Annotated in this window: 13 protein-coding genes; 9 read left to right on the top strand and 4 right to left on the bottom strand. The window is 66.8% G+C overall.

Annotated features, from left to right (window positions below; translation table 11 throughout):
* Positions 1-34 precede the first annotated feature (34 nt).
* The 3 genes from VGN66_RS10725 to VGN66_RS10715 form a co-directional block, all read right to left on the bottom strand.
* Entirely contained in the window at positions 35-787 is a 753-nt protein-coding gene (locus VGN66_RS10725; RefSeq protein WP_327518806.1) for a DsbA family protein, read from the bottom strand.
* Positions 784-2,130 (bottom strand): M48 family metalloprotease, encoded by a 1,347-nt coding sequence (locus tag VGN66_RS10720; RefSeq protein WP_327518805.1) that lies wholly within the window; start codon positions 2,128-2,130, stop codon positions 784-786. Before VGN66_RS10720 ends, VGN66_RS10725 begins: the two co-directional genes overlap by 4 nt.
* Positions 2,131-2,404: 274 nt before the next feature.
* Positions 2,405-5,086: a ribonuclease E/G gene (locus VGN66_RS10715; RefSeq protein ID WP_327518803.1), complete on the bottom strand. Its 2,682-nt coding sequence runs from the start codon at positions 5,084-5,086 to the stop codon at positions 2,405-2,407.
* A gap of 523 nt (positions 5,087-5,609) precedes the next feature.
* Here VGN66_RS10715 and VGN66_RS10710 point away from each other — a divergent pair.
* The 4 genes from VGN66_RS10710 (at position 5,610) to VGN66_RS10695 (ending at position 11,645) form a co-directional block, all read left to right on the top strand.
* On the top strand, positions 5,610-6,812 hold the full coding sequence (locus VGN66_RS10710) for an N-acetylmuramoyl-L-alanine amidase (protein WP_327518802.1): 1,203 nt from the start codon (positions 5,610-5,612) through the stop codon (positions 6,810-6,812).
* 221 nt (positions 6,813-7,033) lie between these two features.
* Entirely contained in the window at positions 7,034-9,535 is a 2,502-nt protein-coding gene (locus tag VGN66_RS10705) for a penicillin-binding protein 1A (protein ID WP_327518801.1), read from the top strand.
* 224 nt (positions 9,536-9,759) lie between these two features.
* Positions 9,760-10,887, top strand: a complete 1,128-nt coding sequence (gene prfB, locus VGN66_RS10700; protein ID WP_224921014.1) for a peptide chain release factor 2 — start codon at positions 9,760-9,762, stop codon at positions 10,885-10,887.
* Positions 10,884-11,645, top strand: coding sequence for a class I SAM-dependent methyltransferase (locus VGN66_RS10695; RefSeq protein WP_327518799.1), 762 nt, complete (start codon positions 10,884-10,886; stop codon positions 11,643-11,645). Before prfB ends, VGN66_RS10695 begins: the two co-directional genes overlap by 4 nt.
* A gap of 120 nt (positions 11,646-11,765) precedes the next feature.
* Here VGN66_RS10695 and VGN66_RS10690 read toward each other — a convergent pair whose 3' ends face one another.
* Positions 11,766-12,299, bottom strand: coding sequence for a JAB domain-containing protein (locus VGN66_RS10690; RefSeq protein ID WP_327518798.1), 534 nt, complete (start codon positions 12,297-12,299; stop codon positions 11,766-11,768).
* On the opposite strand from VGN66_RS10690, the gene VGN66_RS10685 reads away from it, so the two are divergent.
* The 5 genes from VGN66_RS10685 to VGN66_RS10665 all read left to right on the top strand — a co-directional run bounded on the left by VGN66_RS10685 (position 12,291) and on the right by VGN66_RS10665 (position 19,235).
* Positions 12,291-13,085: a thymidylate synthase gene (locus VGN66_RS10685; RefSeq protein ID WP_327518797.1), complete on the top strand. Its 795-nt coding sequence runs from the start codon at positions 12,291-12,293 to the stop codon at positions 13,083-13,085. The genes VGN66_RS10690 and VGN66_RS10685 overlap by 9 nt on opposite strands.
* A 169-nt stretch (positions 13,086-13,254) precedes the next feature.
* Positions 13,255-13,734 (top strand): dihydrofolate reductase, encoded by a 480-nt coding sequence (locus VGN66_RS10680; protein ID WP_327518796.1) that lies wholly within the window; start codon positions 13,255-13,257, stop codon positions 13,732-13,734.
* A 113-nt stretch (positions 13,735-13,847) separates the two neighbouring features.
* Positions 13,848-15,017: a dipeptidase gene (locus VGN66_RS10675; protein WP_327518795.1), complete on the top strand. Its 1,170-nt coding sequence runs from the start codon at positions 13,848-13,850 to the stop codon at positions 15,015-15,017.
* Positions 15,018-15,185: 168 nt separating this feature from the next.
* Positions 15,186-16,115 carry a bifunctional riboflavin kinase/FAD synthetase gene (locus VGN66_RS10670; RefSeq protein ID WP_327518794.1) on the top strand — a complete coding sequence of 310 codons (930 nt, stop codon included), beginning with the start codon at positions 15,186-15,188 and terminating at the stop codon, positions 16,113-16,115.
* Between the two features lie 153 nt (positions 16,116-16,268).
* On the top strand, positions 16,269-19,235 hold the full coding sequence (locus tag VGN66_RS10665; protein WP_327518793.1) for an isoleucine--tRNA ligase: 2,967 nt from the start codon (positions 16,269-16,271) through the stop codon (positions 19,233-19,235).
* Positions 19,236-19,238: the final 3 nt, after the last annotated feature.

Here is a 19,238-nt window from a genome sequence, read left to right as displayed (position 1 = left end):
GGCACGGGACAAAGCCCGAACAAGGCCGGGCGGATTATTTCCCCTTGCGCCGCGCCGCTTCGACCGCCTGTTTCAGAACTTCATAGGGGACCATGCCCGAAATCACCTGATCGCCGATCACCCAGCTTGGCGTCCCGGTGACGCCGAGCTTGCCGGCGGTGTCGAGGTTGCGGGCAACCTCTGCCTCGACGCGTTCGCTGGCGATCGACTGTTGCGCGCGCGCGGTGTCCAGCCCGGCCGATGCGGCGGCGGCATCAATCGATGCCTGACTGAGCTGCCCGCCCGAATAGAGCGCGGTGTGGAATGGCTTGAACTTGCCCTGCTCGGCGGCGGCGAGTCCCCAGCGCGCGGCGACGCGGCTGCCCTCGCTCAGCACCGGCAATTCGCGGTAGACGACGCGGAGCTTCGGGTCCTCCGCCACCAGCCGCGCGACGATCGGCAGGCTGGCGCGGCAATAGCCGCAGGCATAGTCCATCCACACCGATAGGGTGACGTCGCCCGACGGATTGCCCTCCCACGCCCCGGCATAGGCGTCGAAGATCGCGGCGCGGTTGGCGGCGACCGCCTTGCCGCTTTCGCGTTCCTGCAGGCGCTTCATCGCCTCGGGCAGGATTTCGGGGTTTTCGAGGACATAGTCGCGCACGACCTGCCCGATCGCCTTGTCGTCGCGCGCGGCCCCGTCGGGCGTCAGGGCCTGTACGCCGACCACGACCAGACCGCCGACCACGCCGGACAGCACGAGGGTGCCGGCCAGCGCCAGCGGGCTCTTCGCCAGTTTTTCGATCACTTGCGCTTCCTGTCCTGTATCATCGCCTGGCCCGCCATGACGATATCCTGCGCGCGAATCCAGTCGGGCGTGCCCTGCGTCAGTCCCGCCATCGCCGCCTGCGCGCTGGGAATGGCGCGGCCGAAGTCGCCCATCATGCTCGCCCGTTCGGCGGTGGCGAGCGCGGCGCGCGGACTGTCGCCCTTGCGCTCATATAGCATGCCGAGCTGATACCATGCGAACGGGTTCTCCTTGTCGCGGACCACCGCCTGACGCAGCACCTTCTCCGCCTCTTCGAGGTGCGTCGCATCCTCGGTCGCGAGTAGCGCATGGCCAAAACTGGTGGCGATCAACGGCTGGAAATTGGTGCGCGTCGTCGCCGCACGCAACGGAGCCAGCGCTTCGCGCGGCTTGCCGGATTCGAGCAGGATCTGGCCCTCCAGCTCGAGGAAATAGGGATTGTCCGGCTCGGCCCGGACCAGCGCCGCCGCCTCTCCCGCTGCTTCCTTGGGATAGCCGCTGAGATGATAGGCATAGGCGCGGGCATAGCGCGCGGGCACGGTGACGTCGGTTGCCGGATAGCGGCGCAGCGTATCCTTGGGTTCGGCGACATAGCCGCGCAGCTTCGCCTGCACCCGCTTGAAGCGTGCTTCGATCTGCGGATCGTTCGGCCTGTTCCACGCCGGATCGGATTGAAGGTCGGCCGTCAGCGTCGCGATGCGATCACCCGACATCGGGTGGCTCATCACGTAGCTGGTGTCGCTGCCGCGCTTCAGGCCCCAGCGATATTCCTGTTGCTGCAGCTTCTTGAAGAAATCGAGCATGCCGCGCCCGCTGACGCCCGCGCCGGACAGGAACTTGACCCCGGCGGCGTCGGTCGTCGCCTCCTGCGCGCGGCTGAACGCGAGGTAATTGCCCATCGCTGCGCGCTGGCCCAGCTGCATCAGGCCCATGCCCGCATCGGCCGAGCCCGCCGCCATCGCCGCCGCGCCGAGCAACAGGCTGAGGATCGTGATGCCGGTCGCGCCCTTGCCCATCCGGTCGCCGAGCGGGACGTGGCCGCCGGTGATATGGCCGAGTTCGTGCGCGATCACGCCCTGCACCTCATTCGCGCTGGAGGCGGCATCGAGCAGGCCGGAATGAAGATAGACCGTCTGCCCGCCTGCGACGAAGGCGTTGATCGACTGATCGTTGATCAGGACGATGCGGACATTGGCGGGCGACAGGTTCGCCGCCTTGATAATGTCGCGCGACATGTCGGCGAGCAACGCCTCACTCTCCGCATCGCGCAGGATCGATTGGGCGTAGGCCGGGCTGGTGACGCACAACAGCAGCAGCGCGAACAGGGATACAAGCCGCTTCATGCCACACATCATGGTGGTTTTTCCCCCGCGATCAACAGTCGGCATGACCGAACGCAATTTGAGTTTGTTTCAGCAAAGCTGAAACGACTGCGGCACCAGCCCGCTCCCCCACCCGGCCACCCAACGCCAGTATCCTATGGGTGGCCGGGCGGGGGAGCGGGCTGGTGCCGCGATTCAGCGCAGCTGAATCCAGCTCTAGATGCGGTGGCCGGGGCGCCATGAACCCGCGATGAAAAAAGGGCGGGAGCATCGGCCCCCGCCCCTGTTTTCGCGATCAGGCCCCGAAGGTGCGCTGCCACCAGCCGCCGCGCCGTGGCGCGCCGCTGTCGGCATTGGCTTCGTCGGTGCCGCCATCGGTTGCTTCGGCTTCGGCTTCGGCTGCCACCGGCGTGGCTTCCGCCTCCGCAGGTGCCGCTTCCTCAGCGGGTTCGGCGACGGCTGCTTCGTCCGCCTTTTTGCGACGGCTGCGCTTGGGCTTGGCCGGAGCTTCCTCGGCGACCGGAGCTTCGGCCGCCTCGACCACCACCGGCGCTTCGACCGGTGCGGCTTCGGCGGCGGGAGCCTCTTCGCCCTTCTTGCGGCGGCTGCGCTTCGGCTTGGCCGGGGCTTCCTCAGCGACCGGAGCCTCGACGGGCGCGGCTTCGGCCACCGGCTCGGCGGCGTCCGCTACCGGCTCGGCGTCGGCCTTTTTGCGGCGGCTGCGCTTGGGCTTGGCCGGCGCTTCTTCGGCTACCGGTTCTGGCTGCGGCGCATCGGCCTCGACCGAAGCGTCTTCGCCGGCCTCGACCGCGCCGTCCTCGACCGCACCGTCCTCGCCAGCGCCATTGCCGCGACGACCGCCACGACGGCCACGACGACGGCGCTTGCGGCCCTCGCTCGACTCGTCGGCAACGGGTGCGTCGGTGGCCGCCTCGACAGCCTCAGCCGCGTCGCTGGCGTCGCCATCCTCGTCCGCGCCTTCAGCGTCCGACGTCTGCTCGCCCTCGGCACCCGGCGTGCCTTCGCCGTCCTCGCGACGGCCGCGACGACCACGACGGCGGCGGCGACGCTTGCGGCCCTCAGCCTCGGTCTCGGTGCGCTCGCTACGGTCGCGACGCTCACGCGGGGCGCGGGCCTCGACCTGCTCTTCCTCTTCTTCTTCCTCTTCCTCGTCGTCGACCTCCTCGACGATGTCGTCTTCGATCTCCTGGATCGCGGCAGCGAATTTCGGTGCGTGCGCGGGCGGCGGGCCGCTCGCCTCGACCGACATGCGCGCGCCTTCCAGCTCGCCGTCCGACAGGATTTCGACGCGGACGCCGTAGCGATCCTCGATCTCGGCGATGTCGGCGCGCTTGTTGTTGAGGACGTAGAACGCCGCTTCCTGGCTGCAGCGCAGCGTGATGTGCGACCCGCGACCGCGTGCGGCCTCATCCTCGATCAGGCGCAGCGCCGACAGGCCCGCCGACGACGCGGTGCGGACCAGGCCCGTGCCCTCGCAATGCGGGCAGGTGACGGTCGACGCCTCGAGCACGCCGGTGCGCAGCCGCTGGCGGCTCATTTCCATCAGGCCGAATGCGCTGATCCGGCCGACCTGGATGCGGGCGCGATCGTTCTTCAGCGCCTCCTTCATCGCCTTCTCGACCTTCCGGACGTTGGACGAATGGTCCATGTCGATAAAGTCGATGACGACGAGGCCAGCCATATCGCGCAGGCGCAGCTGGCGCGCGATTTCCTGCGCGGCTTCGAGGTTGGTGGCGGTCGCGGTCTGCTCGATCGAATGCTCGCGGGTCGAGCGGCCGGAGTTGATGTCGATCGACACCAGCGCCTCGGTCGGGTTGATGACGAGATAGCCGCCGGATTTGAGCTGCACCACCGGGTGGTACATCGCCGACAATTGCTCTTCGACCCCGGCGCGCTGGAACAGCGGCACGGCGTCGCTGTAATGCTTCACCTTCTTGGCGTGGCTCGGCATCAGGAGCTTCATGAAGTCCTTGGCCTGACGATAGCCGTCATCGCCCTCGACGATCACCTCGTCGATATCCTTGTTGTAGATATCGCGGATCGCGCGCTTCATCAGGTCGCTGTCGCCATAGACCAAGGCGGGCGCGGACGATTCCAGCGTCTTTTCGCGAATCTCGTCCCACAGCCGGGCGAGATAGTCGAAGTCGCGCTTGATCTCGGTCTTGGTGCGCTGAAGCCCCGCGGTGCGGACGATGCAGCCCATCGACGCCGGCAGTTTGAGGTCCGACATGATCGTCTTGAGGCGCTTGCGGTCGGCGGCCGAGCTGATCTTGCGGCTGATCCCGCCGCCATGCGCGGTGTTGGGCATCAGCACGCAATAACGGCCGGCGAGCGACAGATAGGTGGTCAGCGCCGCACCCTTGTTGCCGCGCTCTTCCTTCACGACCTGAACCAGCAGCACCTGACGGCGGCGGATCACGTCCTGGATCTTGTAGCGGCGGCGCAGGTTCATGCGGCGCTGACGCAGCGCCTCAACCTGATCGTCGCTGCCCTTGCGACCGCGACGGCGGCGGCCGCCCTTCTCGCCTTCACCCTCGCCTTCGGACTCGCCGGTCTCGGCGCCGTCCTCATCCTCGTCGGACGGGCGTTCGAGCACCTCGAGGTCGCCGTCCTCGTCGTCATGGTCGTCGCTGTCGTCAGCCTCACGCAGCGCTGCTTCTTCAGCCGCGTGCTCGGCCTCTTCGCGCAGCAGCGCGTCGCGGTCTTCCTTCGGGATCTGATAGTAATCAGGGTGGATTTCGCTGAACGCGAGGAAGCCGTGGCGATTACCGCCATATTCGACGAACGCCGCCTGAAGCGACGGTTCGACGCGGGTTACCTTGGCGAGATAGATATTTCCTTTGAGCTGCTTGCGCTCGGCACTCTCGAAATCAAACTCCTCGATTCGATTTCCTTTGACGACCGCCACGCGGGTCTCTTCCCGGTGGCGTGCGTCGATCAGCATACGCATGGTCATTATATGGTCTCCGGGCGCGCCAGGCGGGTGTCAGCCGCGGCGCGCGAACAAGATTGCGCCCCGTCAAAATGGGGGCGCAGGGGTTTGGTGATGCCTCTGCTGCATTGGCACGGCAGGACCCGTAGGTGCCCGCCTCCGCCGCCTCGCGCGCGACCGCCTGAGCGGTGCGATGCGGGATGGACGGAAATTGCCTCATTGCAGCGTCAACCTGAAATTACCGGGCCAAATGGGGCCGGCGATGGATACCGAATGACCCAGAGTTGGGCTCGGTCGGCACGATGCCTAGCATCGGTGTGGCCGCGCGGCAACATTTCGCGTGCGTACCGCAAATACGGCCCGCGCCCCGGCAACGCATTGCCGCTTGCCGGCAAATAAATGCCGAATCGCAAATTAACCGCATGGCTTCACCGTGCCGGAAGGTGCCGGTGATTATCCCGGTCGCGTCAGGGAGACTTTATTTTGTGAGTACACGTGCATGCTTTTGGGCTGGACCCCCCCCAGCCCGGCGCGGCATATCGCCCGGGTGTCTTTTTTCCTTGCCCTCCTCGCCGGCTTTTTAAACGGCGCGCCGAGTTGGGCTGGGACCATACGTGCCATCGACGTGCAGTCGAACCGGATCGTGATCCGGTTCGACGAACGGGTCGCCGGCGCCAGTAGCTTCGTCCTTGCGGGTCCGAACCGGATCGCGTTGGACCTTATGGGTGCGCGCCCCGGTGCGGCACCCGACCTTAATCGTGGCCCGGTCGCTTCAGTGCGGCAGGCCGCGCAGGGCGATGGTGCGCGCGTCGTGTTCGACCTGGCGCGTCCGGCGATCGTCACCGAAGGAAAATTCGGCGCCGACGGGTCGACGCTGACACTCGAGCTGCGCACCGTGGACGAAGCGCGTTTCGCCCGCGCCGCAGCGGAAGGGCGGCTGAGCTTCCTCCCGCCATTCAGCTTCGTGCGCGCATCCAGCCGGCACAGCTATAGCGTGTCGGTGCCGGTGCCGCCCAAGCCGATGCCGTTCGCGATGCCGCGCATCTATGGTGCGGACGATGATCGCCCGCTGGTGGTGATCGATCCCGGCCATGGCGGTCACGATCCGGGCGCGATCTCGGCTGACGGCATTCAGGAAAAGGAACTGGCGCTCAAGATCGCCAAGGCGATCCGCGACGAACTGGTTTCGTCGGGCCGGGTGCGGGTCGCGCTGACCCGTGAGGACGACCGCTATCTGCTGCACCGCGACCGGTTCGAGATTGCGCGGACCTTGGGCGCGGCGCTGTTCATCTCAGTGCATTGCGACGCTGCGCTGCACACCGGGGCGAGTGGCGCAACCGTCTACACCCTGTCTGAAGTCGCGTCCGACAAGGAAGCGGCACGGCTGGCGGCGCGCGAGAACAAGTCGGACGTGATTGCCGGGATCGATCTGGCCGGGCAGAATCGTGACGTCTCGTCGATCCTGATCGACCTGACCCAGCGCGAGACGATGAACGCGTCCGCGGCGTTCGCCCGGCTGCTGGGCCGCGAGGCGCAGGGGCTGATCCCGGTCAAGGACAACCCGCACCGCATGGCGTCGCTGCTGGTGCTCAAGGCGCCGGACATGCCGTCGATCCTGTTCGAGGCGGGCTATATCTCTAACGCCGGCGACGTCGCGCTGCTCAAGACGCAAGACGGGCGCAAGCGCGTGGCGCAAAGCGTCGACCGCGCGGTAGCGATCCACTTCGCCACGCGGATGGCGGCGCGGTGAAGCAATTCCTCCCCCGCCAGGGGGGGGGTCAGCGCAGCTGACGGAGGGGGCGGAAGCACAGGGGCAAGAGGCTCAAGTGCGAAGCCGTCCTCCCCCTCCGTCGCCTTCGGCGCCACCTCCCCCTGGCGGGGGAGGATTTTCCTATTCATGCTCCGCCGCCCCCTCACCCCGTCGCATCCCCCGCTGGCAAGGCGGCGATATCCTGCTAAACCCCGCGCGCAATGGCGGACCAGACCCAACCCAATTTCGTGCTCAAATTCACGCGTGAGGACGCTGGCGATCGCTTCGCGCGAATCCGTCGCAAATGGTGGTTCAAGGTGCTGGCCTGGCTCGCACTGCTTGCGGGCCTTGGCACGATCGCGCTGTGGGCGCTGTTCCTGCGCGACCTGCCTTCGGTCGACAAATTGCGCAGCTATGAGCCGCCGCTGCCGACCAATATCCGTGCCGGCGATGGAACGCCGCTGCGTAGCTATGCCCGCGACCGCCGCGTCGAACTGTCGTTCGAGGAATATCCCAAGCTGATGGTCGGCGCGTTCCTCTCTGCCGAGGACAAGACGTTTTTCCAGCATAGCGGTGTCGATTATCCGGGACTGGTGCGCGCGGCGTGGCAGGGGCTGACCAGCGGCGAGACGCCGCGCGGGACGTCGACGATCACGCAGCAGGTCGCCAAGAACCTGCTGCTGACCAACGAGGTCAGCTATGTCCGCAAGGCGCGCGAGGCGATCCTGGCATTCCGCATCGAGAATTCGCTGTCCAAGGAACAGATTCTCGAACTCTACCTCAACCAGATCGCGCTTGGCCGGAATGCGTTCGGGGTCGAGGCGGCGGCCAATGCCTATTTCGACAAAAGCGTCGGCGAACTGACCGTCCCGCAATTCGCCTATCTCGCGATCCTGCCCAAGGGGCCGAGCAACTATATGCCCGAGCGGCACGAGAAGCGCGCGATCGAGCGGCGCAACTGGGTGCTCGGGCAGATGCTCGAAAACGGCTATATCGATGCGGCACAGCATAGCGCCGCCATCGCCGCACCGCTGGGCGCGGTCCCGCGCAAGACGCCCAAGTCGGACCCGCTCGGCGGCTATTTCATCGAGGAAGTGCGCCGCCAGTTGATCGACAAGTTCGGCGAGAATGAGGAAGCGGGACCGTATAGCGTCTATGCTGGCGGGCTGTGGGTCCGCACCTCGTTCGACCCGGAGCTGCAAAAGGCAGCGCAGAAAGCACTGCGTGACGGTCTGATCCGCTATGATCGCGGGCGCGGCTGGGCCGGACCGATGCGTGAAAAGTCGTTCGAGGGCGATGGCTGGCGCAGCGCCCTGCTCAACGAGAATATCGACCTCGACTACGAGGATTGGCGCGCGGCGATCGTCATTTCCAAGAGCGCGGGCAGCGCCGAGATCGGCTTTGGCAACGGCACGACCGGCGTGTTGCCGCGCGGCGCGGCGCAGACGCCGGTGCGGGGCAAGGGCGGCACCGCCTTCGCTGCACTGAAGCCGGGCGACATTATCGCGGTCGCGCCCGAGGGCAGCGGGTTCGCCCTGCGCTCGATCCCCAAGATTTCGGGCGGCATGGTGGTCGAAGACCCGCGATCGGGCCGCATCCTGGCAATGCAGGGCGGGTTCGACGCGACGGTTCAGGCGTTCAACCGCGCGACTCAGGCGCAGCGCCAGCCGGGTTCGACGATCAAGCCGATCGTCTATGCCGCCGCGCTCGAAAGCGGGATGACCCCGGCCTCGATCATCGTCGATGGCCCGTTCTGCGTGTGGCAGGGTGCGGCGCTGGGCGAGAAATGCTTCCGCAACTTCGGCAATACCCGCGGCGCTGGACCGCGCACGATGCGCTGGGGCATCGAACAGTCGCGCAACCTGATGACCGTGCAGGCGGCGAACCAGACCGGCATGGACAAGGTCGTCGACCTGATGCAGCGAATGGGCGTCAGCCAGCAGAAATATCCGCCCTATCTGTCCTATGCGCTGGGCGCTGGCGAGACGACAGTGATGCGGATGGTCAACGCCTACTCCATTCTGGTCAATCACGGCCGCGCGCTCAATCCGACGCTGATCGACTTCGTCCAGAACCGCCATGGCAAGGTGGTGTGGCCCGAAAACTGGCGTCCGTGCGACCGCTGCAACATGCCCAATTGGGATGGCAAGCCGATGCCGCGCCCGGTCAACCGCGCGCGTCAGGTGCTCCACGCGATGAGCGCGTATCAGATGGTCCACATCACCGAAGGCGTGATCCAGCGCGGCACCGCCACGGTCCTGCGCGACCTGAACCGTCCGATCATGGGCAAGACCGGCACCTCGTCCGGCCCGCGCGACGTGTGGTTCATCGGCGGCACGCCGCAGATGATCGCCGGCATGTATATGGGCTATGACACGCCTGTGAATCTGGGCGGCTATGCCCAGGGCGGCACGATCGCCGCGCCGATCTTCAAGGCGTTCGCGCAAAGGGCGCTGGAGAAGGAGGATGTCCTGCCCTTCACCGCCCCTGCCGGCGTCCGCATGGTCCGCATCGACCGCACCACCGGCAAACGCGTGTTCGGCGCCTGGCCGGGCACCGACCCCAAGGGCGCGGTGATCTGGGAAGCGTTCAAGCCCGAAAGCGAACCGCGCCGCCGCAGCCGCCGCGACGAGGAGGCGCCCAAGGCCGAGGTGAAGAAGAAAGCCGTGCAGCGCGAGCAGCGCGATAGCGACTTCTTGCAACGCGAGGGTGGAATCTACTAGGCCCGCGCTGGCGCGGACCCTTGGGCCGCGTCAGCGCGGGCCGTATCCCGGCGCAGGCCGGGATCGCCAGCGTCAGGCGAACGGCGGGTGGCACGCGGGTCTTCGGGGGTTCGTTGGGACGTTCGGCCGATGCCATGTGGCGGCCCCGGCCTTCGCCGGGGCGACGAGTAGAGTTTGGCCCCGGTCTGTGCCGGGGCGACGAAGGTTATTTGAAAGGTTTCCCGATGCGCGCCGAAGCGCAGGCATATGCCGACAAGATCAACGCCGCGCTCGCACTGCTGCGCCGCTTCATCGACTGGGACAAGGCGCTGCGCCGGCTCGACGAGCTGAATGCGCGCGTCGAGGACCCGACCCTGTGGGACAAGCCCCGCGAGGCGCAGGAGGTGATGCGCGAGCGTCGTCGTCTCGACGAATCGATCACCGCGACCCGCGCGATCGAGCGCGAACTGGCCGAAACCGCCGAGCTGATCGAGATGGCTGAGGCCGAGGGCGATGAGGAGATGGCGGTCGAGGGCACGCAGGGCCTCGCCGCGCTCGCCGAACGCGCCGAGCAGGACAAGGTCAAGGCGCTGCTGTCGGGCGAAGCGGACGCCAACGACACCTATCTCGAAGTGCATTCGGGCGCAGGCGGCACCGAGAGCCAGGATTGGGCCGAAATGCTCCAGCGCATGTATTCGCGCTGGGCCGAACGTCATGGGTTCAAGGTCGAGCTGGTCGATTATCACGCCGGCGAACAGGCGGGCATCAAGTCGGCGACGTTGCTAATCAAGGGCGAGAACGCCTATGGCTATGCCAAGACCGAAAGCGGCGTGCACCGGCTGGTGCGCATCTCGCCCTATGACAGCTCGGCGCGGCGGCACACCAGCTTCTCGTCGGTGTGGGTCTATCCGGTGATCGACGATTCGATCGAGATCGAGATCAACGAGAGCGACCTGAAGATCGACACCTATCGCGCGTCCGGCGCGGGCGGGCAGCACGTCAACACCACCGATTCGGCGGTGCGCATCACCCACGTGCCCAGCGGCATCATCGTCGCCAGCCAGCAGGACCGGTCGCAGCACAAGAACCGCGCGACCGCGATGGGGATGCTGAAGGCGCGCATGTACGAGGCTGAACTCGCCAAGCGCGAAGAGGCGGCACTCGGCACCTATTCGGCAAAGACCGAAATCGGCTGGGGCCACCAGATCCGCAGCTATGTCCTCCAGCCCTATCAGCTGGTGAAGGATCTGCGCACGGGGGTCACGTCCACCGCGCCGTCGGATGTGCTCGACGGGGCTCTCGACCCGTTCATGGCAGCTGCGCTATCACAGCGCGTGACCGGCGAAACGGTCGAGGTGGAGGACGTCGATTGAGACTGGCCGGCGCTGCGTTGTTCCTGACCCCGGCGCTGTTGATCGCCGGGTGTGACGAGACGCGCCCGCGCCCCGAGCCGGAACCGAGCGAAGAACTGGCGTTCCCCGCCGCCGACCGCCCGGTCGCACCGATCGTGTCGTCGCGCTGGTCCACCGAAGAAGCGCGCGACCGGCTGAACGAAGCCGATACGGTGATGAACCTCGCTGAGATCCGCCCCGGCACGACGGTTGCGGATATCGGCGCAGGCGAAGGCTATTACACCGTCCGCCTCGCCGCGCGGGTCGGTGCCAAGGGCCGGGTGCTGGCGCAGGACATCGTTCCCGAGGTCCGCGACGCGCTGGCGCAACGTGTGGCGCGCGACCGGCTCGACAATGTCAGCGTGCGGCTGGGCGAGCCGGAAGATCCGAAGCTGCCCGACAACAGCTTCGACCGCGTGTTCATGGTGCACATGTATCACGAGATCGAATCGCCCTATGAATTCCTGTGGCGGATGCGCCCGTCGCTGCGCCGCGACGGGCTGGTGGTGGTGGTCGATGCGGATCGCGCGACCGAGAATCACGGCACGCCCCGCGCGCTGCTGAAATGCGAGTTCGCGGCGGTCGGCTATACGCAGGTCGCGATTCGCGACATGCCATCGGCTGGCGGCTATCTGGCGATGTTCAAGGCCGACGGACCGCGCCCCGACCCCGCCGCGATCCGCGCCTGCCCCAACCGCCCGAGCGCGAAGGCGAGCGGCAAGCCGATGGGCGACGAATAGGGGCTTTTTTGTTTGCGGCACCGGCCCGTTCCCCCACCCGGCCACCCAACGACAGTGTATTCTATGGGTGGCCGGGTGGGGGAACGGGCCGGTGCCGCGTTCAGCGCAGCTGAACCAAATTCAAAGCAGCCCCGCCGCGCGGAAGCTCCACGTCGCACGGTCGCGTCCCACCACGACATGATCGACCAGCCGCGTATCCACCGCCGCGAGCGCGCGGGCGAGGCGCGCGGTGACGTCGCGGTCGGCGCGGCTGGGCCAGGCCTCGCCCAGCGGGTGATTGTGCGCCATCACCACGCGCACGGCGTCGAGCAACACCGCGTCGGCGACGATCCGGCGCAGTGGCAGCTGTACGGAGAGGGCGCAGGGCGACAGGATTCGCCGCGTGCCGAGCACCGTCCCGCGCGAATCGCAAAAGGCGAAGGTAGCGACCTCGCGATGCTCATCGGCGATGTCCGCAGCAAGCCGGCTGGCCAGCGCGTCGGGGGGGAGTTCCGGGGAGATAACGGACGACGCGCCAGCCATGGGCAGAGCGTCGCGCGCCGCCGCTGCCGGGTCGAGCGCAACTCGATCCGCGATGGTGAGACTTAACACCAAAATGGTGCGACCGCGCTTGGCGGCTTCGGGACGCTCGGCTAGGCTCGCCGCATGCGGCAATATCTCGACCTGATGGAACGCGCGCTGCGCGATGGCGCGGTGCAGAACGACCGGACCGGCGTCGGCACGCGCAGCGTGTTCGGCCACCAGATGCGCTTTGACCTCAGCGAGGGCTTCCCACTGCTGACCACCAAGAAGCTGCACATCCGGTCGATCTTCATCGAATTGCTGTGGTTCCTGCGCGGCGACACCAATGTGAAGTGGCTGCAGGATCGCCGGGTGAGCATCTGGAACGAATGGGCGAATGAGGCGGGCGATCTCGGCCCGGTCTATGGCAAGCAATGGCGTGACTGGGAGGCGCCGGATGGCCGCCATATCGACCAGATTCAGGAGCTGATCGAGACGCTCAAGACCAGCCCGGCCTCGCGTCGCATGATCGTGTCGGCGTGGAATCCGGGCGAATTGCACGCGATGGCGCTGGCACCGTGCCATTGCTTGTTCCAATGCCATGTCGCCAACGGCAAGCTGTCGCTGCAGCTGTATCAGCGCAGCGCCGACATCTTTCTGGGCGTGCCGTTCAACATCGCGAGCTATGCGCTGCTGACCCATATGCTGGCGCAGCAATGCGACCTGGAGGTCGGCGAATTCATCTGGACCGGGGGCGACTGCCACCTTTACTCCAACCATGTCGAGCAAGCCGAATTGCAGCTCGCCCGCGCGCCCGGTCCGCTGCCCCGGCTCGAAATCCTGCGCCGCCGGCCGTCGATCGACGCTTACGAGTTCGAAGATTTCGCGCTGCACGACTATGTCGCGCAGCCGCACATCAAGGCTGAGGTGGCGGTTTGAAGCGGGAGCAATTCCTCCCCCAACGGGGGAGGTGGCAGCGCGCAGCGCTGACGGAGGGGCCGCCCCGCAGAGGGCGGAATTTTGCCGAGCTGTTCACGGCTGTCTACGCAGCCGCCCCTCCACCATGCTTCGCATGGTCCCCCTCCCCTGCTGCGCAGGGGAGGAATTGATGGGGATCACCTTTCACCTCGCGCGTGCGGAGAATGGCGTCATCGGGGTCGATGGCGACCTGCCCTGGCGGCTGCCTGCCGATTTGAAGCGCTTCAAGGCGCAGACGATGGGCAAGCCGATGGTGATGGGGCGCAAGACGTTCGAGAGCTTTCCCAGCCCCCTGCCCGGCCGCCGCCATATCGTGCTGACCCGCGACCCGCAGTGGCAGTCGGTAGGGGCGGAGGTGGTCCATTCGGTTGATGAGGCGCTGGCTTTGGCGGGCGAAGGTGATGTCGCGATCATCGGCGGGGCGGAGATTTTCGCGCTGTTCCTGCCGCTGGCGGAGCGGATCGAGCTGACCGAGGTGCATGTATCGCCCCAGGGCGACTCGGTGGTGCCGGGGTTCGGTGCGGAGTGGCGGGAGGTGGCGCGCGAGGATCACGCCGCCGACGGCGAGCGCCCGGCGTACAGCTTCGTCACGCTGGACCGGCGTCCCTGATTGTCGCCCCGGCCTTGTGCCGGCGTCCACGGTGCCGCAAAACCCCAAGCGATCGGATGCGCGGCACGGTGGATGCCGGAACAGGTCCGGCATGACGAGCTGGGGACAATGTCGTGAAAAAATGGCTGTGGGGCGCGCTCGCGCTGATCGCGGTGGCGGGCGCCGCCTTCCTGATCCTCGCCCCCGGCATGATCGAGCGCGGCATGAACAATGTGGCCGCGACCAAACTCCCCACCGTCACCGACTCGACCCGCAAACTCCACGCGACGCTGCAGATCGCAGACCTGCATGAGGACACGTTGCTGTGGAAACGCGACCTGCTCGAGCGGGCGGACCGCGGCCATGTCGACCTGCCCCGGCTGATTGAGGGCAATGTCGCGCTGCAGGTGTTTTCTTCGGTCACCAAGACGCCGAAGGGGCAGAATTACGACGCCAACAGCGCCGAGACCGACAACATCACGCTGCTGGCGGTGGCGCAGTTGCAGCCGCCGCGCACCTGGACCTCGCTGCTGGAACGCTCGCTCTATCACGCGCAGAAACTGGAGCGTGCCGCCGCGCGGTCGGACGGGCGGCTGCACGTGATCCGCTCGCCCGGCGAACTCGACGCGCTGCTCGCGGCGCGGGCGGCGGGGCAGAAGGCGGTCGGCGGGCTGCTGTCGATCGAGGGGCTGCAGAATATGGAGGGCAAGCTCGCCAACATCGACCGGCTCCACGCGGCGGGGTTCCGCATGGCGGGGCTGGTGCACTTCTTCGATAATGAGATCGCCGGGTCGATGCATGGCGAGAAAAAGGGCGGGCTGACCCCGCTCGGCCGCCAGACGATCGCGCGGATGGAACAGCTCGGCATGATCGTCGACATCGCCCATTCGAACCACGCGACCGTCGCCGAGGTACTCAAGATCGCCAGGCGCCCAGTCGTGTCCAGCCATGGCGGGGTGCAGGCGGTGTGCAAGGTCAACCGCAACCTGTCCGACGCCGAAATTCGCGGCGTGGCGAAGACCGGCGGCGTGGTCGGGATCGGATACTGGGACGCGGCGATCTGTGGCACCGAGCCGGAAAAGGTCGCGGCGGCGATCGCGCATGTCCGCGATCTGGTGGGGATCGACCATGTCGGGCTGGGGTCGGATTTCGACGGCGCGGTGACGACCGGGTTCGATGCGGCGCAGCTGGTTTATGTGACACAGGCTTTGGTCGATCGCGGGTTTACGCCCGAGGAGATCGGCAAGGTTATGGGCGGCAATGTGCTGCGGGTGCTGCGCGCGGGGATTGCGCCGGCCAACTAAATCCTCCCCGGCACGGGGAGGTGGCAGCGCGCAGCGCTGACGGAGGGGGCCCACCTCGAACCGACTCGGCTGCCTCGGGCCCCCTCCACCGGCTTCGCCGGTCCCCCTCCCCGTTCCGGGGAGGATTTGAAATTTGCACCGTTCGCCCTTCGCACTATAGCCGCGCCGATGGAGCGGCTGGACGGAGCGGCTGCGGTCCCCGGGCATTTGCGCGGCGGAATCGTTGCGCTGGGGAATTTCGATGGCTTTCACCGCGGCCACCAGGCGGTGGTGGGCCGCGCCGTGGCGCGCGCGCGCGATGAAGGGCGTCCGGTCATCGTCGCGACGTTCGACCCGCATCCGGTGCGGCATTTCCGGCCCGACACCCCGCCCTTTCGCCTGACCACGCTCGACCAGCGTCAGGCGCTGTTCGCCGCAGCAGGCGCGGACGCGATGCTGGTGTTCCAGTTCGACGGCACGCTGGCCAGCCTGTCAGCGCGTGCGTTCGCGCAACAGCGGCTGTGCGACCTGATCGGCGCGGGTGGCGTCGTTACCGGCGCGGACTTTACCTTTGGCAAGGGGCGCGACGGCAATGTTGGGGTGCTGGCGGAACTCGGCGCGGAGCTGGGGTTCAGCGTCGATACCGTGGCGCCGGTCGCAGCGGAGGGTGAGGTCGTCTCGTCCAGCCGCATCCGCAACGCGCTGCGCCAGGGCCGGCCGCGTGAGGCCGCCGCCTTGCTCACCCGTCCCTTCGCGATCGAAGGCGTGGTCGAGGGTGGCGCGAAGCTGGGACGCGAGCTGGGCTATCCCACCGCCAATATCCGGCTCGGCGCCTATCTGCGCCCGCGTTACGGGATTTATGCGGTGCGCGGGCGGCTGGCGGATGGCCGGGTGCTCGACGGCGTCGCCAATCTCGGCATCCGCCCGACGATCGATCCACCGGTCGAGCTGCTCGAACCCTATTTCTTCGACTTTTCGGGCGATCTCTACGGCCAGAGCGTCGAGGTCCAGCTGATCGACTTTCTGCGTGACGAGGCGAAGTACGACGATCTCGACACGCTGAAGGCGCAGATTGCGCGCGATTGCGACGCGGCACGCGAAGCGCTGCGAATTACCTGACTCCCCTCCCGCTTGCGGGAGGGGTCGGGGGAGGGCATGTCCCCGCAACGGTTCGCTTGCAGTCGCGCGACAGGCCCTCCCCTAGCCCCTCCCGCAAGCGGGAGGGGAACGCTCTTTCCGCCACCATCGCTTTCCTCTAATCGGCGCAGACCCATGACCGACACCAACGAACCCGCACGCGACTGGCGCGACACTGTCTTCCTGCCGAAGACCGATTTTCCGATGAAGGCCGGCCTTGCCGCCAAGGAGCCGGAAATCCTCGCCCGCTGGGCCAAGCTTGGCCTGTATCACCGGCTGCGCGAGCAGCGCGCCGGGCGGGAGCGCTTCATCCTGCATGACGGCCCGCCTTATGCGAATGGCGACATTCACATGGGCCATGCGATGAACAAGATCCTCAAGGACATCATCGTCCGCAGCCAGTCGTTAATGGGCAAGGACGCGCCCTATGTCCCCGGCTGGGACTGTCACGGCCTGCCGATCGAGTGGAAGATCGAGGAAGCGTATCGCGCCAAGAAGCTGAACAAGGACGAGGTGCCGGCGGCGGAGTTCCGCGCCGAATGCCGCGCCTATGCCGAGAAATGGGTCGCGGTGCAGCGCGGGCAGTTCGAGCGGCTCGGCGTGATGGGCGATTGGGAAGATCCCTATCTGACCATGAAGTTCGACGCCGAGGCGACCATCGCGGGCGAGTTGCTGAAGTTCGCAGAGTCGGGTCAGCTCTATCGCGGCGCCAAGCCGGTGATGTGGTCCCCGGTCGAAAAGACCGCGCTGGCCGAGGCCGAGGTCGAATATGAAGACGTGATGTCGACGCAGATCGACGTCGCGTTCGAGATTGTCGATGCGCCGAATGCGCCGGAACTGGTCGGCGCGCAGGCGGTGATCTGGACGACCACGCCGTGGACGATCCCGGTGAACCAGGCTTTGGCTTATGGGCCGGAGGTTGACTATGCGGTCGTACGCATCGGCGGGAAGCTCTGGCTAGTTGCCGAGGAACTGGTTGAGACGTTCCTGAAACGGCTGGCGGCGACCAATTTGGAGGCGCGTAGCTTCGATTGGGACGGCGGTGATCTCGCAGCCACCGAAAACGTTCAACATATCAAAGGCTCCGACCTCGCCGGCGCCACCGCCCGCCACCCGATGCACGCACTCGGCGGTTTCTTCGCCAAGCCGCGCCCGTTCCTGCCGGGCGAGTTCGTCACCACCGACGCCGGTACCGGCCTCGTCCATATGGCGCCCGATCATGGCGAGGACGATTTCCTGCTGTGCAAGGCGCATGGCATCGAACCAGTGTTCGCGGTCGATGGCGCGGGCATGTACCGCGCCGATTGGGCGTGGCTGGGCGGTCAGGGATCGGTGATCAACAAGAAGTTCGTCGCAGCCGACGGGCCGATCTGCACCGATTTGCGCGAAGCGGGCGCGCTGCTCGCCGCATCGGACGATTTCGCGCACAGCTATCCGCATAGCTGGCGGTCGAAGGCGAAGATCATCTTCCGCGCGACGCCGCAGTGGTTCATTCCGATGGATGGGAGCCGCTCATCCGTCGTCCCGGCGCAGACCGGGGCCGCTGCGACAAGCGCGGGGGATGAGCCTCTGGAGGCCCCGGCCTCCGCCGGGGCGACGGGAAGGGATGTCGCGGCCGAACTGCCCGGCTTTGCCGCGCCTGCGGGGTTCGGGCCGGTCGTCAATCCGTCCAACGCCCCGACCCTGCGCAACCTCGCGCTCGATGCGATCGAGCGGACGCGCTGGGTGCCAGAACGCGGCCAGAACCGCATCCGGTCGATGGTCGAAGGTCGCCCGGACTGGGTGATCAGCCGCCAGCGCGCCTGGGGCGTGCCGATCCCGCTCTATGTCCACCGCCAGAGCGGCGATTATCTGCGCGACGAAGGCGTCAACGCCCGCATCCTCGACGCCTTCCGTGCCGGGGGCGCGGACGCGTGGTTCGGGGCGGACCATCAGGCGCTGCTTGGGCCGGACTATGCCCTCGCCGATTATGAGGTGGTCAACGACATCCTCGACGTGTGGTTCGACTCAGGTTCGACCCACAGCTTCGTGGTCGAGGCGCGCTATGGCGAGGGCGTGCGCGCCAATTTGTATCTCGAAGGGTCGGACCAGCATCGCGGCTGGTTCCAGTCGTCGCTGCTGGAGAGCGCGGGGACGCGCGGGCGCGCGCCCTATGACGCGGTGCTGACGCACGGTTTCGCGCTCGACGGGCAGGGCCGCAAGATGTCGAAGTCGCTCGGCAATGTCGTCGACCCGCTCAAGATCATCGGCGAGAGCGGCGCGGATATCCTGCGCTTGTGGGTCGCGCAGACCGATTATTTCGACGATGTCCGCATCGGCAAGGAAGTGCTGGGCGGCACGGGCGATGCGTATCGCAAGATCCGCAACACCTTCCGCTATCTGCTCGGCGCGCTCGATGGCTTTGCCGATGCCGAGAAGGTCGCGGTCGAGAAGATGCCGGAGCTGGAGCTCTATATCCTCCACAAGCTCGGCATGCTCGATGTCGAGCTGAAGGCGGCGGCGGAGGCTTACGAGTTCAACCGCTACGCCCGCGCGCTGTCGGACTTCATGAATGAGGACCTGTCGGCCTTCTTCTTCGATATCCGCAAGGATTGCCTCTACTGCGACGCGGCGGACAGCCCGAAGCGGCGCGCGTATCGCACGGTGCTCGACACGCTGTTCCACGCACTGGTCCGTTATGCCGCGCCGATCCTCGCCTTCACGGCCGAGGAAGTGTGGCAGGCGCGTTTCCCGTCCGAGGACGGGTCGGTCCATTTCCTGGAATGGCCCGAACTGCCCGCACTGCCCGGCGACGACGCCGTCTCGACCGAGTGGGAGGATATCCGGCGCCAGCGTGTGGCGGTGACCGAGGCGATCGAGCCGTTGCGGCGGGAGAAGGTGATTCGCTCGAGCCTTGAGGCCGAGGTGACGGTGCCGAACCTGCTGCGCCCTGCGGCAGAGCTGGCCGAGGTGTTCATCGTCGCCGATGTCCATCATGGATCGGACGACGGCGTCGCGGTGACGCGGACCGAGCACAAGAAGTGCGGCCGCTGCTGGCGTCTGCTTCCGGAGGTTGAAGCCGATGGCGCGCTGTGCCACCGCTGCGACTCGGTAGTTTCCTGAAAA

Origin of the sequence: Sphingomonas sp., from assembly GCF_035998645.1 — a bacterium.
GTDB lineage: Bacteria > Pseudomonadota > Alphaproteobacteria > Sphingomonadales > Sphingomonadaceae > Sphingomonas.
This window is presented reverse-complemented; position numbering and strand designations above follow the sequence as displayed.

Coding starts and splice junctions, on each gene's coding strand:
- VGN66_RS10720 (WP_327518805.1), bottom strand. CDS start 2,130: ATGAAGCGGCTTGTATCCCTGTTCGCGCTGCTGCTGTTGTGCGTCACC.
- VGN66_RS10715 (WP_327518803.1), bottom strand. CDS start 5,086: ATGACCATGCGTATGCTGATCGACGCACGCCACCGGGAAGAGACCCGC.
- VGN66_RS10705 (WP_327518801.1), top strand. CDS start 7,034: ATGGCGGACCAGACCCAACCCAATTTCGTGCTCAAATTCACGCGTGAG.
- prfB (WP_224921014.1), top strand. CDS start 9,760: ATGCGCGCCGAAGCGCAGGCATATGCCGACAAGATCAACGCCGCGCTC.
- VGN66_RS10685 (WP_327518797.1), top strand. CDS start 12,291: ATGCGGCAATATCTCGACCTGATGGAACGCGCGCTGCGCGATGGCGCG.
- VGN66_RS10680 (WP_327518796.1), top strand. CDS start 13,255: ATGGGGATCACCTTTCACCTCGCGCGTGCGGAGAATGGCGTCATCGGG.
- VGN66_RS10670 (WP_327518794.1), top strand. CDS start 15,186: ATGGAGCGGCTGGACGGAGCGGCTGCGGTCCCCGGGCATTTGCGCGGC.
- VGN66_RS10665 (WP_327518793.1), top strand. CDS start 16,269: ATGACCGACACCAACGAACCCGCACGCGACTGGCGCGACACTGTCTTC.